The organism is Rhizobium sp. Root482 (genome assembly GCF_001426565.1).
Taxonomy (GTDB): domain Bacteria; phylum Pseudomonadota; class Alphaproteobacteria; order Rhizobiales; family Rhizobiaceae; genus Pararhizobium.
The window spans coordinates 110,114-123,754 of record NZ_LMFA01000025.1 but is presented as its reverse complement, the minus strand read 5'-3'; the positions used below and the strand labels follow the sequence as shown (position 1 = coordinate 123,754).

12 protein-coding genes and 1 pseudogene are annotated in these 13,641 nt (G+C 61.8%); 8 read left to right on the top strand and 5 right to left on the bottom strand.

Annotation, left to right across the window (positions count from 1 at the left end):
* Positions 1–12 precede the first annotated feature (12 nt).
* The 6 genes from rhaS to ASD31_RS22635 all read left to right on the top strand — a co-directional run bounded on the left by rhaS (position 13) and on the right by ASD31_RS22635 (position 6,320).
* A complete protein-coding gene (rhaS, locus tag ASD31_RS22660) occupies positions 13–1,008 on the top strand; it encodes a rhamnose ABC transporter substrate-binding protein (protein ID WP_056339376.1) in 996 nt (331 codons plus the stop codon).
* Between the two features lie 67 nt (positions 1,009–1,075).
* Complete coding sequence (locus ASD31_RS22655) at positions 1,076–2,608, top strand: sugar ABC transporter ATP-binding protein (RefSeq protein ID WP_056339374.1); 1,533 nt, start codon at positions 1,076–1,078, stop codon at positions 2,606–2,608.
* Positions 2,609–2,618: 10 nt separating this feature from the next.
* Positions 2,619–3,611, top strand: coding sequence for an ABC transporter permease (locus tag ASD31_RS22650; RefSeq protein WP_056339491.1), 993 nt, complete (start codon positions 2,619–2,621; stop codon positions 3,609–3,611).
* Complete coding sequence (locus tag ASD31_RS22645; RefSeq protein ID WP_056339373.1) at positions 3,608–4,621, top strand: ABC transporter permease; 1,014 nt, start codon at positions 3,608–3,610, stop codon at positions 4,619–4,621. The genes ASD31_RS22650 and ASD31_RS22645 overlap by 4 nt, the downstream gene beginning before the upstream one ends.
* Positions 4,621–4,944 (top strand): L-rhamnose mutarotase, encoded by a 324-nt coding sequence (gene rhaM / locus ASD31_RS22640; protein WP_056339371.1) that lies wholly within the window; start codon positions 4,621–4,623, stop codon positions 4,942–4,944. The genes ASD31_RS22645 and rhaM overlap by 1 nt, the downstream gene beginning before the upstream one ends.
* Positions 4,941–6,320, top strand: a complete 1,380-nt coding sequence (locus ASD31_RS22635; protein WP_056339369.1) for an FGGY-family carbohydrate kinase — start codon at positions 4,941–4,943, stop codon at positions 6,318–6,320. The genes rhaM and ASD31_RS22635 overlap by 4 nt, the downstream gene beginning before the upstream one ends.
* A gap of 59 nt (positions 6,321–6,379) precedes the next feature.
* Here ASD31_RS22635 and ASD31_RS22630 read toward each other — a convergent pair whose 3' ends face one another.
* Positions 6,380–6,991: a hydrolase gene (locus ASD31_RS22630; RefSeq protein ID WP_056339366.1), complete on the bottom strand. Its 612-nt coding sequence runs from the start codon at positions 6,989–6,991 to the stop codon at positions 6,380–6,382.
* A 441-nt stretch (positions 6,992–7,432) separates the two neighbouring features.
* Positions 7,433–8,341 (bottom strand): annotated as a pseudogene (locus tag ASD31_RS22625) (alpha/beta fold hydrolase); the annotation flags it as partial.
* Between the two features lie 292 nt (positions 8,342–8,633).
* On the opposite strand from ASD31_RS22625, the gene ASD31_RS22620 reads away from it, so the two are divergent.
* Positions 8,634–9,542, top strand: coding sequence for a helix-turn-helix domain-containing protein (locus tag ASD31_RS22620; protein ID WP_056339362.1), 909 nt, complete (start codon positions 8,634–8,636; stop codon positions 9,540–9,542).
* 111 nt (positions 9,543–9,653) lie between these two features.
* Here ASD31_RS22620 and gdhA read toward each other — a convergent pair whose 3' ends face one another.
* Positions 9,654–11,003, bottom strand: coding sequence for an NADP-specific glutamate dehydrogenase (gene gdhA, locus ASD31_RS22615; protein ID WP_056339360.1), 1,350 nt, complete (start codon positions 11,001–11,003; stop codon positions 9,654–9,656).
* Positions 11,004–11,024: 21 nt separating this feature from the next.
* Between gdhA and ASD31_RS26125 the strand changes: the two genes are divergently transcribed.
* Positions 11,025–11,192: a hypothetical protein gene (locus tag ASD31_RS26125; RefSeq protein WP_156392768.1), complete on the top strand. Its 168-nt coding sequence runs from the start codon at positions 11,025–11,027 to the stop codon at positions 11,190–11,192.
* Here the strand turns inward: ASD31_RS26125 and ASD31_RS22610 are convergent.
* Together ASD31_RS22610 and ASD31_RS22605 are read right to left on the bottom strand one after the other, a co-directional pair.
* Positions 11,171–12,718 (bottom strand): aldehyde dehydrogenase family protein, encoded by a 1,548-nt coding sequence (locus tag ASD31_RS22610; protein WP_056339358.1) that lies wholly within the window; start codon positions 12,716–12,718, stop codon positions 11,171–11,173. The two genes, ASD31_RS26125 and ASD31_RS22610, sit on opposite strands and share 22 nt — an antisense overlap.
* Positions 12,719–12,727: 9 nt before the next feature.
* Positions 12,728–13,603: an NAD(P)-dependent oxidoreductase gene (locus tag ASD31_RS22605; RefSeq protein ID WP_056339356.1), complete on the bottom strand. Its 876-nt coding sequence runs from the start codon at positions 13,601–13,603 to the stop codon at positions 12,728–12,730.
* Positions 13,604–13,641 lie beyond the last annotated feature (38 nt).

Here is a 13,641-nt window from a genome sequence, read left to right as displayed (position 1 = left end):
TGGGAGGAAATCATGAAACTGTCCAAGACATTGCTTGTTGGCGTGGTCTTTGCCATCGCCGCCATGGGATCGGCCGCGCAGGCCGCCGACATGAAGATCGCACTGGTCGTCAAATCGCTCGGCAACGGCTTCTTCGAGGCTGCCAACAAGGGCGCCGAGGAAGCCGCCAAGGAACTCGGCGGCGTCGAGATCATCTATACCGGCCCGACCTCGACGACGGCGGAAGGCCAGATCGAAGTCATCAATTCGCTGATCGCGCAGGGCGTCGATGCCATCGCGATTTCGGCGAACGATCCGGACGCTGTGGTCCCGGCCCTGAAGAAGGCCACCCAGCGCGGCATCAAGGTCATCTCCTGGGATAGCGGCGTCGCGGCGGAGGGCCGTATCCTTCATCTCAACCCGTCCTCCAACGAACTGATCGGCAAGATGTGCCTGCAGCTCGCTGCAAATCATCTTGAAGGCGGCAAGGGCGATTTCGCCATCCTCTCGGCAACCACCACCTCGACCAACCAGAACATCTGGATCGAGGAAATGAAGAAGCAGCTGAAGGATTTCGACGGCCTCAACCTGGTCACCACCGTCTATGGCGACGATCTTGCCGATAAGAGCTATCGCGAAGCGCAGGGCCTCCTGTCCTCGCAGCCGAACGTCAAGGTCATCGTTGCGCCGACGACCGTTGGCGTTCTCGCAGCCTCGCAGGCCGTCAAGGATGCCGGCAAGATCGGCGAGGTCTATGTCACGGGCCTGGGCCTTCCGTCCGAAATGGCCGGCGCCATCAAGTCCGGCGCCACCAAGGAATTCGCGATCTGGAACCCGATCGACCTCGGTTACTCGGCCACCCAGATCGCCTATCACCTCGTCAAGGGCGACACCGACGGCGCTCCGGGCGCGGAAATCGAGGCAGGCCGCATGGGCAAGATCAAGATCGGCGACAATGGCGAAGCCGCCATGGCCGACCCCTTCGTCTACAATTCGTCGAACATCGACGAATTCGCGAAGATTTTCTGATCTCCGAACTGCCTGACACCCGGCGGCGCCAGCCGCCGGGTCTTTTCCAATTCTGGTGCACGTTACGATGACCGCTCAAGCTTCAAAAATCGGCACGGGCGCCTTGCCCGCCGACACGCCCATTCTCGAAATGCGCGGCATCTCGCAGGTTTTTCCGGGCGTCAAGGCACTGGACGGCGTGAGCATCGCGCTCCATCCCGGCCAGGTTACCGCCCTGATCGGCGAGAATGGCGCCGGTAAATCGACGCTGGTGAAAATCCTGACCGGTATCTACCGCCCCAATGAAGGCGAGATTCTCGTCGACGGCAAGCCGGTCACCTTTGCCAATGCGCAGGCCGCCATCCATGCCGGCGTGACGGCCATTCACCAGGAAACGGTTCTGTTCGATGAACTGACCGTCGGTGAAAACATTTTTCTCGGCCATGCCCCGAGGACCCGCTTCGGGCTGATCGACTGGCGCCAGATCAACGAGCGCTCCCGTATCTTGATGCAGGCGCTGGAGAGCGACATCGATCCCACGACCAAGCTCAAGGATTTCTCGATCGCCCAGCGCCATCTGGTGGCGATCGCCCGCGCGCTTTCTGTGGAAGCCCGGATCGTCATCATGGACGAGCCGACGGCCGCTCTTTCGCGCAAGGAAATCGATGATCTCTTCCGTATCGTCGAAGGCCTGAAGCGCCAGGGCAAGGCCATTCTCTTCATCAGCCATAAATTCGACGAGCTTTACGAAATCGCTGATAATTACGCCGTGTTCCGCGATGGCCGCATGGTCGGAAGCGGAATATTGAAAGAGACGCCGCAGGGCGAGATCGTCCGGCTGATGGTCGGCCGCGATGTCCACGATGTCTTTCCGAAGATGCCGGCCGTGATCGGCCCTTCGGTTCTTTCCGTTAAGGGCTATAGCCACGAAACCGAATTCCGCGACATTTCCTTCGATCTCAGGCGGGGCGAAATTCTCGGCGTCTATGGCCTGATCGGTGCCGGGCGTTCCGAACTCGGGCAGTCGCTCTTCGGCATGACCCGACCGGCCGCCGGATCGCTGTCGCTCGAGGGCAAGCCGATCACGATCTCTTCGCCCGCCGACGCCATTGCCGCCGGTATCGTCTATGTGCCGGAGGAGCGCGGCCGCCATGGCCTCGCCCTCGAAATGCCGATTTATCAGAACATGTCGCTTCCCTCGCTGATCCGGACATCCCTGGCAGGCTTTCTGAAAACGACCAATGAACTGGCTCTCGCCCGCCGCTATGCGGAGCGCCTCGACCTGCGGGCTGCTGCACTGTCGGTGCCTGTGGGTACGCTATCGGGCGGCAACCAGCAGAAGGTCGTCATCGGCAAATGGCTGGCAACGGCGCCCAAGGTCATCATCCTCGACGAGCCGACCAAGGGCATCGATATCGGCTCCAAGGCGGCCGTCCACGGTTTCATTTCCGAGCTTGCCGGCGAGGGGCTGTCGATCATCATGATCTCTTCGGAACTGCCGGAAATCCTGGGCATGTCGGACCGCGTTCTGGTCATGCGCGAAGGCCTGTCGGCCGGTCTCTACGAGCGCGAGGGTCTGTCGGCCGAGACGTTGGTAAGGGCGGCGACCGGCAATGCTTAAAGGTGGCATCATGAGAAATCTCCTGAAGAACCGGGAACTGCTGTTGGGACTGATCATCGTGGGCATGATCCTCGGCTTCTCCACCCGGGCCGACAATTTTGCCTCGCCGGGCAATCTCGCCAATATCTTCAACGACACCTCGATCCTGATCATTCTGGCGCTGGGCCAGATGGTCGTCGTCCTGACCAAGTCGATCGACCTGTCGGTGGCCGCGAACCTCGCCTTTACCGGCATGGCGGTCGCGATGCTCGATGCGGCCTATCCCGGCCTGCCGCTGGCGCTGCTCGTCGTGCTGGCGATCGGCATCGGCGCCATGCTCGGTGCGATCAACGGCCTGCTTGTATGGATATTGCAAATTCCGCCGATCGTCGTCACGCTAGGAACCCTGACCATTTATCGCGGTATGACTTTCGTCCTGTCCGGCGGCGCCTGGGTCAATGCGCACCAGATGCAGCCCGATTTTCTAGGCATTCCGCGTATGCTGGTGCTGGGCCTGCCGATCCTGTCCTGGGTCGCGATCGTCGTCGTCATCCTTGTCGGCTTCATCCTCACGCGTACGCCCTTCGGCCGCTCGACCTATGCGGCGGGCGGCAATCCGGTCGCGGCCGCCTATGCCGGGATCGATGTCGGCCGCGCCCGCTTCCTCGCCTTCGTGCTCTCCGGTGCGCTCGCCGGCCTGTCCGGTTATCTCTGGGTCTCGCGCTATGCCGTCGCCTATGTCGATATCGCCATCGGCTTCGAACTGGACAGCGTCGCCGCCAATGTGATCGGCGGGGTCTCGATCGCCGGCGGCATCGGCACCGTCATCGGCACGGTCCTGGGCGCTCTCTTTCTCGGCGTCATCAAGAATGCGCTGCCGGTCATCGGCATTTCGCCCTTTGCCCAGATGGCCATTTCCGGCATCGTGATCGTGCTGGCCGTCGTCTTCAATGCCCGTGCCGAGCGCAGGAAGGGCCGTATCATCCTGCGCGACCGCGCGCCCGCAAGCGAGGTGTCGGCATGAGCATCCGGAAAATGGAACCCCGCGAAAAACGCGTCATACCGGATCGGCTGGGAACGCCCTTGCGCCGCCTGCTCGGCAGCTGGGAGGTCCTGCTGTTCGGTGTCGCCGTTTTGATCTTCATCGCCAATTCGCTGGCATCGCCTTACTTTCTCGATGCCTGGAACCTGTCGGACGCGACCTTTAACTTCACCGAGAAGGCGATGATCGCCTTTGCGATGGCGCTACTGATCATTGCCGGTGAAATCGATCTTTCGGTCGCTGCAATCATTGCGCTTGCCTCGACAGCCATGGGCTATGCCGTCCAGATGGGCGTCGGAACACCGGGACTGGTGGCAATCGGTCTCGCCACGGGACTCGCCTGCGGTGCCTTCAACGGATTTCTGGTGGCGGTGCTGCGCCTGCCGTCGATCGTCGTCACCATCGGCACGATGAGTCTCTTCCGCGGTATTTCCTACATCGTGCTGGGCGATCAGGCCTTTGGAAAATATCCGGCCGATTTCGCCTATTTCGGCCAGGGCTATGTGTTCTGGGTCTTCTCCTTCGAGTTCGTCCTCTTCCTTGCCGTGGCGCTGGTGTTCGGCATCCTGCTGCACAGGACGAATTTCGGCCGTCATGTCTATGTCATCGGCAACAATCCTCTGGCTGCCCGCTTCTCCGGCATCCCGGTCGAGCGGGTGAAATTCATCCTCTTCCTCCTCACCGGCCTGATGAGCGGCATCGCCGCCGTCTGCCTCACCTCCCGTCTCGGCTCGACGCGCCCCTCGATCGCGCAGGGCTGGGAACTCGAGGTGGTCACCATGGTCGTGCTTGGCGGCGTCTCCATCCTTGGCGGCGCCGGCACCATCGTCGGCGTCGTCATTGCCGCTTTCGTCATGGGCCTGGTAACCTTTGGGCTTGGCCTTTTGAACGTGCCGGGCATCGTCATGTCGATCTTCATCGGCCTGCTTCTGATCGTTACCATCGCCCTTCCGATCATCGCCCGCCGGGTGAGGGATGCGAGTAAAGCCTGATGTCCGACACAGAGAAACATGCCTTCAAGATGCAGCTTAACCCCGGCATGGAGGCCGAATACAGGAAGCGCCACGACGAAATCTGGCCGGAACTGGTCGATCTCCTGCATCGAGCCGGCGTCAGCGATTATTCCATCCATCTCGATCCCGAGACGAACATTCTCTTCGGCCTTTTGACGCGACCGAAGAACCACCGGATGGCCGCGCTGCCGGACGAGCCGGTGATGAAACGCTGGTGGGCGCATATGGCCGACATCATGGCTTCGAACCCCGACAATTCGCCGGTCGCCAAGGACCTGGTGCCGGTGTTTCATCTGCCATGACAGGGGCAGACCGCCGGCCCCGATACCGCCATATCGCCGTCATCGATATCGGCAAGACCAACGCCAAGGTGGTGGTGATCGACGGTGCAAGCGGCGCGGAGATCGCCGTGCGCAAGATCGCCAATCATGTTGTCGATGAGCCACCTTACCCGCACTATGATGTCGATGGCTTGTGGGTATTCGTTCGGCAGGCACTGAGAGAATTTGCCGAAACCCCGGGGTTCCAGGCGATCTCGATCACCACGCATGGCGCGAGCGCTGCACTGCTCGATGAACATGGGGCGCTTGCCCTGCCTGTCCTCGATTACGAATACGTCTATCCATCGGAGATCCGGGAGGCCTACCAGCGGCTGCGCCCGGCCTTTTCGGAAACCTTTTCGCCCGCCCTGACGGGAGGCCTCAATCTGGGTGCGCAGCTGCACTACCAGCAGACGCGGTTTCCACGGGAGTTTGCCCGCGTTTCGTCGATCGTCACCTATCCGCAATATTGGGCCTTCCGGCTGACGGGTGTCCGGGCGAACGAGGCAAGTTCGCTCGGCTGCCATACGGATCTGTGGGAGCCGGTTGCCGGCCGTTTCTCCGGCTTGGTCGACGCGCTTGGCATTCGCGGTCTCATGGCGCCCATCCGCTCCGCCTTCGATGCGCTGGGCTTCGTCTCGCCCGACCTGGCCGGCGAGCTCGGGCTTGGCGGAGCCGTGCCCGTCTATTGCGGCATCCATGATTCGAATGCGTCGCTCTTGCCGCATCTGATCGGCCGGCAACCGCCCTTCGCCGTCGTCTCGACGGGAACCTGGGCCATTCTCTTCAGTGTCGGTGCCGCCTTCGGTTCACTGGATCCTGTCCGTGATACGCTGGTTAATGTCGATGCCTATGGCAGACCCGTTGCCTCCTCGCGCTTCATGGGAGGGCGTGAATTCGAAATGCTGACGGCAGAAGCTCCGCCCTCAGGCGATGAGGAACTTGCCGACGCCCTGGATCGTGTCCTCGCGCGGGATGTCATGCTGATGCCGAGTGTCGTGCAGGGCTCCGGGCCATTTCCCGCCGTGGCGTCACGCTGGATCTCGCAGCCGGGCGACGCCCACGAAATCCGGGCCGCAGCCTCGCTTTACGTGGCATTGATGACGATTGTCTGCCTCGATCTCATCGGTGCGGATGGTCCTGTCATCGTCGAGGGGCCGTTCGCATCGAACGGGATTTATCTGCAAGCGCTGAAGACCCTGCTTGCCCGTCCGGTCTTCGCCGCCCAGGGCTCGACCGGAACCGCGCTTGGCGCGGCCGTCCTGGCCGGTGTCGAGCCTCGTGTCCACATTCGGGACATCACGGAAACCATCCCAAATCTCGCCCCTTTTGCGGCGCGCTGGCATGGGCGTCTCTGAACGGCGCCGGCAGGTGGAATGAGCCGGATGCCCGGTCATCTTCCCGCGCTTGGATGTTTTCAGTGGCCCTCGACGGCAAAGAGTATCTCGGCAAAACCGGGCACCGTCTTTTCGCGATTCCAGTCGCGCTGCAGTTCGCAGATCAATTGCACCCAAGAGACCGGCTTGGCGCCGGCCTGCACGAGCCTTTGCAGGCCCAGTTGATGCGCTTCCAGTGACGTGCCGCCGACGCAATCCACCACTGGATAGACCTCGAAACCTTCATTGATGGCATCGAGCGCCGGGTGTACGAGGCAGACTTCGGTCCAGAGCGCAGCCATGACGAGCTTCTTGCGTCCCGTCGCCTTCACCGCCGAATTGAAGTCCTCGTCCTCCCAGGCATTGATGGAGGTCCGGTCGATTGGATCGACATTGGTCAGGATATCGGTGATCTGATGGATTGTGGGCTGGTTGCGTCCCGTCGTCACATTGACCGTCGAGAGCACGACCGGCATCTCATAGAGCTTGGCTATGCGCGCCAATGTACTGATGTTGGCGACCAGTTCGCGCTTGGGGCGGGAGGCGATGGACGACACCTGCACGGGCTGGAAATCAATGATGACGACTGCTGCATTCTGCGGCGTAAGAAGATGATCACCGCCCGGGTCTCTCGGATTCGCAAACGACGTCATGGCTTTCCCCTATTGATGTGAAGGATCGTCGGCGGCATCGACATACTGGGTATCGCTTGGGCCCTGGCCCGTGATGTGTAGGATGGCGGGCTGATTGGCCGTAAAGGCGAAATGGGCCATGCTTGCCGGCTCGGTGTAAAAGCCGCCCGGCCCAAGTTCCATGGTCGCTGCATCCTCCGCCTTCGGCCCGTAGCCGAAATGCCATAGGCCGGAAATGACGCGCGCAGTGCGGTTGTCACGATGCGTATGGGAGGCGATGCGCGTATGTGCAGGCACCCGGAGTTCGATCGCGTAGGGGCCGTTTTCGTTCGGATTTCCGGAAAGAACGATCATGTCCACGCCCTGCAACTGCGACGTTCCGACACCGCCGCGCTCCTTGGCGAGCGCTTCGATCTGAGAGGCGCTCAAACGCATCGGTTTCAATGCCAGCTCCGGATTCGGACCGTCCAGGAAGGCGCGAATGGCGGCAATGGTTGCTTGAGGTTGCTCTTCCATGAGCCAGTGGCCGGAATTGGCGATCACTTCCTGATGCACGTCGTCGGCGGCAAAACGCATGACATGTGCCATGGTAGTGCCGAACGAATGGTCGCCGCCGACCGCCAGCACGGGCATCTGCAAACGTCCTTTCGCGACCGCCGCCCGGTTGTCGATCGCATCCTGGTCGAATGCGGCGAATTGCAGGAACCCCGCATGCATCCGTCCGGGCTGCGCATAGAGTTCCGCGTAATGGCGGCGCGAGCTTTCCGCGAAATGCGATGGGTCGGCGGCGAATTCGTTCCAGAAGCGGTCGAGATAGATGCGTTCGCGGCCAGCCACGAGGCGCTCCATGTCGGGGCCGCCGAAGCGAAAGTGCCAGAGCAACGGGTTCTTCAGGATTTCTTCCCAGGGCCCTACGCCGGGCACGGGCGCATCCATCACGATGAGACGCGTGGTCCGGTCGGGATACGCTTCGGCGAATGCGTAGGCGACCATGTTGCCTATGTCATGCGCGACGATATCCGCCTGCGGCACCTGCAAGGCGTCCATGACCTCCGCCACGTCTTCGGCCTGGTTCCTCTTGGTGAAGCCGTCCGTTGCGATGGCCGACAATCCCATGCCGCGCAGATCGGGCACGACAACCATGTGGTCGCGCATGAGTTCGGCGGCCAGCGGCGCCCACATGTCGCCGGTCTCGCCGAAACCGTGCAGCAATACGACGGCAGGTCCTTTGCCGCCGATGCGCACATGAATGGTCGTGCCGTTGGCCGCAATTTCCTCGGTACGAAACGAACCCGGAAAACTCGTCGAATCTGCGAGCGCGCCCGCGGCAAGAGCAAAGAGCGCGACAATCGTCAGTAGGGCTTTCGTCATTGATAAACCTCCCGCGAGAGAAGGTATTTTCTTCAAGTGCGCCCTGGATTTCTTGAACGTTCGAAGCTTTTCTTGATCAAAATGCGCGCCTCGGATAAACTGCGGCCCTCCATATGCCCGTGATATTTGCACTGCAGATTTCTTCAAGTGAGTTCATGATGTTCGCGACCCGAGCGAGCAGACGGAATACTATGAGATATAGAAATGCTGGCGATATGCGGAGTTGAGCCAGCCGAAGATCTAGCGAAGCAATATTCAATTCAGGTTTGCTGTTTTCAGCGGGAGGCGATGCGTGCAGTCCGATCCTTCCTATGGCCAGAGCTTCGTCAGCCACTTCAAGGCGGATTCGGTCTCGCAGTTGCTGACTGCCGGTCCCGGGAAAGCACGGCTCCTCGTTTCACGCCTGCGCAGGGATACGCCCGGCCATGGGCTCGCTGCGCCGCCCGACTACCGATTTGGCGGGGTCTTCTCGGTTCTCCTGCAGCTTCGCGAGCAGACCAAACGCGAACTGTTCATGGATGGCAAATGCATCCATCGCGGCGCCTATGCGGCCCGCACGACCAGCATCGTCAATCATCAGGAAAAACCGACCGCAAACCTGCTCAGCCCTTTTGACAATCTTATCTTCACCGTTCCACAGATGGCCCTCGACGAAATCGCTGGAGAGCGTGGGGGTGCGCGTATCGATCAGCTTTATTGTGTGCCGGGTGGCGTGTTTGACGAGACGGTCTGGCATCTTGGAAATGCGCTTCTGCCGGCATTGGAGCGTCCGAATGAAGTCGGCAGCCTCTACGCCGAGCAGGTCATGCTCGCCGCCAACACCTATTTTGCGCAGGCATTCGGGGGCTTGCGTCCAGCCCGGGATCGGGTCGGAAGGCTCGCGCCTTGGCAGTTGCGGCGTGCGACCGAGGCAATGAGTTTGTTTGCGGAGGATATTTCGCTGAAGGAGCTTGCCGCCGAGTGCGGGCTCTCCGTCAGCTATTTCGTGCGGGCGTTCAAAATATCGACAGGCGATCCGCCGCACCGCTGGATGCTGCGCCGGCGGGTCGAATATTCGAAATCGCTGCTTGCGCGAACCCCGTCGAGCCTGGCGGAAGTCGCCATCAATTGCGGTTTTGCCGATCAAAGCCACTTCACGCGGATGTTCAAGTCGTTCGTCGGCACGACGCCTGCCGCATGGCGATATGCAATGAAGACCTGAACAGACAAGGAGGCCGAGGATCTCCGGTGCGGAACCCGAATGAGGCCGGAATGGCGATCGAACCTGTCGCGCAGACTGCCATAAGTCTGCGCGACAGGCCATGTGGCGAGTTTATATGACGCCGAGGGCGTCCATGGCTTCCGCCACGCGGACGAAGCCGGCAATGTTCGCGCCGAGCACATAATCGCCGGGCGTGCCATATTCGTCGGCCGTGGCGGCGCACAGGTCGTGGATATTGTGCATGATCACGGCCAGGCGCTTTTCCGTCTGCTCGAAAGTCCAGCTGTCGCGCGATGCGTTCTGCTGCATTTCAAGCGCCGATGTGGCGACGCCGCCGGCATTGGCGGCCTTGCCCGGCGCAAAGAGAATGCCGGCATCCTGGAAAATACGCACGGCTTCCGGCGTCGTCGGCATGTTCGCGCCTTCGGCAACGGCGATCACGCCATTCTTGACCAGCGTTTTTGCATCCTTGCCGGTCAGTTCGTTCTGGGTCGCCGACGGCATGGCGACGTCGCAAGGCACGTCCCAGATGCAGCCATTCTCGATATAGTGGCTGCCGGTTCCCTTACGGCGGGCATATTCCGAGATCCGTTCGCGACGATGTTCCTTGATGTCCTTGACGAGGTCGAGATCGATACCGTTCTCATCGACCACATAACCGCCGGAATCCGAGCAGGCCACGACCTTGCCGCCAAACTCGATGACTTTTTCCATCGTGTAGATCGCGACATTGCCGGAGCCCGAAACCACTGTCCGCTTTCCCTCGAAGCTATCCCCCTTCGTTGCCAGCATGCGCTCGGCAAAATAGGTGGCACCATAACCGGTGGCCTCCCGGCGGGCGCGCGAGCCGCCGTGGAAAAGCGCCTTGCCGGTGAGAACGCCGGCCTCGTAGCGGTTGGTCAGGCGCTTGTACTGGCCGAACATGAAGCCGATCTCGCGGCCACCGACGCCGATGTCGCCCGCGGGTACGTCCGTATATTCGCCGATATGGCGGTGGAGCTCCGTCATGAAGGACTGGCAAAAGCGCATGACCTCACCGTCGGAACGGCCGCGCGGATCGAAATCCGATCCGCCCTTGCCGCCACCGATCGGCATGCCGGTGAGGGCGTTCTTGAACGTCTGCTCGAAGCCGAGGAACTTGATGATGCCGACATTGACCGAGGGGTGGAAGCGGATGCCGCCCTTATAGGGGCCGAGCGCCGAGTTGAACTGCACCCGGAACCCTCGGTTTATCTGCACCTGGTTCTTGTCGTCGACCCAGGGAACACGGAAAATGATCTGCCGTTCCGGCTCGCAGATGCGCTCGATGAGCGCATTGTCGGCATAGTTCGGGCGCTTCGCGATCACGCGCCCCAGGCTTTCCAGAACCTCACGCACGGCCTGGTGAAACTCCAGTTCACCGGCATTGCGCCTGAGAACATCATTCAGGATCGGCTCGAGCTTCTCGTCCAATTTGACCAATTTTCATCTCCGGATTGCAGATTGCCCGAACAGGGCCTGATGGCGCTGATAGAACAAAACCCGGAATTTTTGAACCGGAATTCAGTCCGCCTGCCGCAGATGATGCCAAAGTTGAATGATCCGACGCCTCTTTTCCACTGGCTGCGGCCTCAACCGGGTGTGCGCGCCTACGCGCCATCCGGCGAATAGCCGAAGGTCACGGCTGGATCTGCCGCCGTCTCCACCCACACGCTCTTTGTCACCGTATAGGCCATCAGCGCCTCGCGTCCGCTGGATCGGCCGTAGCCACTGCGTCCGAAGCCGCCGAAGGGCGACATGACATTGATGGTCTTGTAGCCGTTGATCCAGAAAGTCCCGGCCCGGACGGCTGCAGCCACGCGGTGGGCGCGGCCGACATCCTGCGTCCAGACGGCGCCGGCAAGGCCATAGGGCGTTCCGTTCGCCAGGGCGACGGCTTCCTCCTCGTCGTCGAACGGGGTCACGCCGACGACCGGTCCGAAGACCTCTTCCCTTGCGATCGTCATGGCCGGCGTAACCTTGTCGAGGATGGTGGGCGAGAAATAGAAGCCGCCGCTCTCCACAAGGCTTGCCGGCTTGCCGCCGCCGGTGACCAGCGAGGCGCCTTCACCGAGACCCTGGCGGACCATTTCATCGATCTTGCCCCATTGACGGGCATTGTTGATCGGGCCGATCTGGGTGCCCTCCAGGATCGGATCGCCAACGGGAATGCGCTCTGCGGCTGCCGCATAGCGTTCCGTGAATTCCTGGTGGATGGACCGATGGATGAGAAGGCGGGAGCCGGCGACACAGCTCTGGCCGGCGGCGCTGAAGATGGCGGATTGCGCGCCGGCCAGCGCCCGGTCGATATCGGCATCGGCAAAGATGATATTGCCGGATTTTCCGCCAAGCTCCAGAATGCACGGCACGGTGTTTTTCGCCGCCGCCGCCGCGATGGCCGAGCCGGCGATGGCCGAGCCGACGAACACGACAAGGCCGGTATCGGCGTGCGAAACCGCCGCCTGTCCGGCGGTCTTTCCCTGGCCGGCGATCACGTTGACGAGGCCGCGCGGCGCGCCGCCCTTCTCGCACAGCACCCCAAGGATGAGCGTGCTGAGTGGGGTCAGTTCCGACGGCTTGATGACCACTGCATTGCCGGCACAGATGGCCGGGGCGATCTGCCATCCGCCGGTAAAGAGCGGCGCGTTCCAGGGGGTGATCTGCACGACCACGCCCACTGGCTCGTAGCGGGTGTAGTTGAGATGCGAGGTCGGCACCGGAATGACCTCGCCATGGAGCTTGTCGCACCAGCCGGCGTAATATTCGAACATCTCGGCGACCCGAACCGCCTCGCCGCGAATATCACGGATCGGCCGGCCGGCGGAGCGGCTCTCCAGTTCGGCGATGTCGGCGGCGTGGGCGCGGATCTGGCGGGCGATCTCATACATCACCCTGCCGCGCGCCGATGCCGTCAGCGCCGCCCACTCACGTTGCGCCTTCCTGGCCGCCGTCATCGCGGCGTCGATCACCGATTGATCGGCATCGTTGAAATGCGCGAATGCCTTGCTGGTGGCAGGATCGGTGAGGGTCAGGCTCTCGCCTTTCCCCTGCAGGACTTCGCCATTCACCCAACTGCCGATGTCCTTGCCCGGAAGGAACGAATGCAGGATGTTGCGGATCCGTGCTTCGGGCTCGCCGTGGAGATTCATGGTGTTCATCGTCTCTTCCTATCTGTCTGCGCGAAAGGCGCCCATGCGCGTGAAGTCGTCCTGGTCGCTCAATTCCTCGCTGCCTTCGCCCCACAGTTTCGCCACCAGATCGCTCAAGGGGGTGACGGCGCCGGTGCTCTGGGCGAGTTCATGGGCAAGACGGACGTCCTTGCGCATCAATCCCATGGAAAAGCCGCTGTCGAAGCGGTTCGACATGACCCATGTCGGGAAATGAACCTCGCTGATCATCGATCGCCCGGAAGCGGCGTTGACGACGCGCAGCGCTGCTTCGGGATCGATGCCGGCGGCGAGCGCCAGCTTCAGGCCCTCTCCAGTCGTGACCATATGCGCGGCGGCGAGCATGTTGTTCACCAGCTTGGCGACATTGCCGGCACCGCTTGGGCCGACATGCAATATCTTCGACGAAAGCGCCTCAATCACGGGACGGGCAAGCGCAAGATCGCCGTCTTTGCCGCCGATCATCATCGTCAGCGTGCCAGACGCCGCTCCGGCGGGGCCGCCGCTGACCGGCGCATCGAGGAAACCGTGGCCTGCCAGGTCGAGTTTTTCCGCCAGCGCGCGGCTGACATCCGGCTCCGAGGTGGAGGTATCGATGATGACGATGCGCCCTTCGCCTCCCAAAAGGTCCGCATGCTGGGTGACGACCGTTTCGACGTCGCTCGCCGTGGGCAGAGAGAAGACCACGAAGCTCACATCGCGGAACGCTTCGGCAATCGTCTGTGCCGGATGCACGCCGCCCTCGGCGGCCAGATCCCTGCGTGCGGGGGCGAGGTCGAAGCCTTTGACCTTGAAGCCCTTGGCGGCAAGTGTCCGAGCCATCCCCAGACCCATGCTGCCGAGACCGATCACTCCGACGCCAGCTTTTTCGGACATTCGATAACCCTCCTCTGATGGCCCCTCGTGGCCGTGGT

Excerpts from the sequence above, each read along its gene's own strand:
- rhaS (WP_056339376.1), top strand. The coding sequence starts at position 13 with ATGAAACTGTCCAAGACATTGCTTGTTGGCGTGGTCTTTGCCATCGCC.
- ASD31_RS22655 (WP_056339374.1), top strand. The coding sequence starts at position 1,076 with ATGACCGCTCAAGCTTCAAAAATCGGCACGGGCGCCTTGCCCGCCGAC.
- ASD31_RS22650 (WP_056339491.1), top strand. The coding sequence starts at position 2,619 with ATGAGAAATCTCCTGAAGAACCGGGAACTGCTGTTGGGACTGATCATC.
- ASD31_RS22645 (WP_056339373.1), top strand. The coding sequence starts at position 3,608 with ATGAGCATCCGGAAAATGGAACCCCGCGAAAAACGCGTCATACCGGAT.
- rhaM (WP_056339371.1), top strand. The coding sequence starts at position 4,621 with ATGTCCGACACAGAGAAACATGCCTTCAAGATGCAGCTTAACCCCGGC.
- ASD31_RS22635 (WP_056339369.1), top strand. The coding sequence starts at position 4,941 with ATGACAGGGGCAGACCGCCGGCCCCGATACCGCCATATCGCCGTCATC.
- ASD31_RS22630 (WP_056339366.1), bottom strand. The coding sequence starts at position 6,991 with ATGACGTCGTTTGCGAATCCGAGAGACCCGGGCGGTGATCATCTTCTT.
- ASD31_RS22610 (WP_056339358.1), bottom strand. The coding sequence starts at position 12,718 with ATGAACACCATGAATCTCCACGGCGAGCCCGAAGCACGGATCCGCAAC.
- ASD31_RS22605 (WP_056339356.1), bottom strand. The coding sequence starts at position 13,603 with ATGTCCGAAAAAGCTGGCGTCGGAGTGATCGGTCTCGGCAGCATGGGT.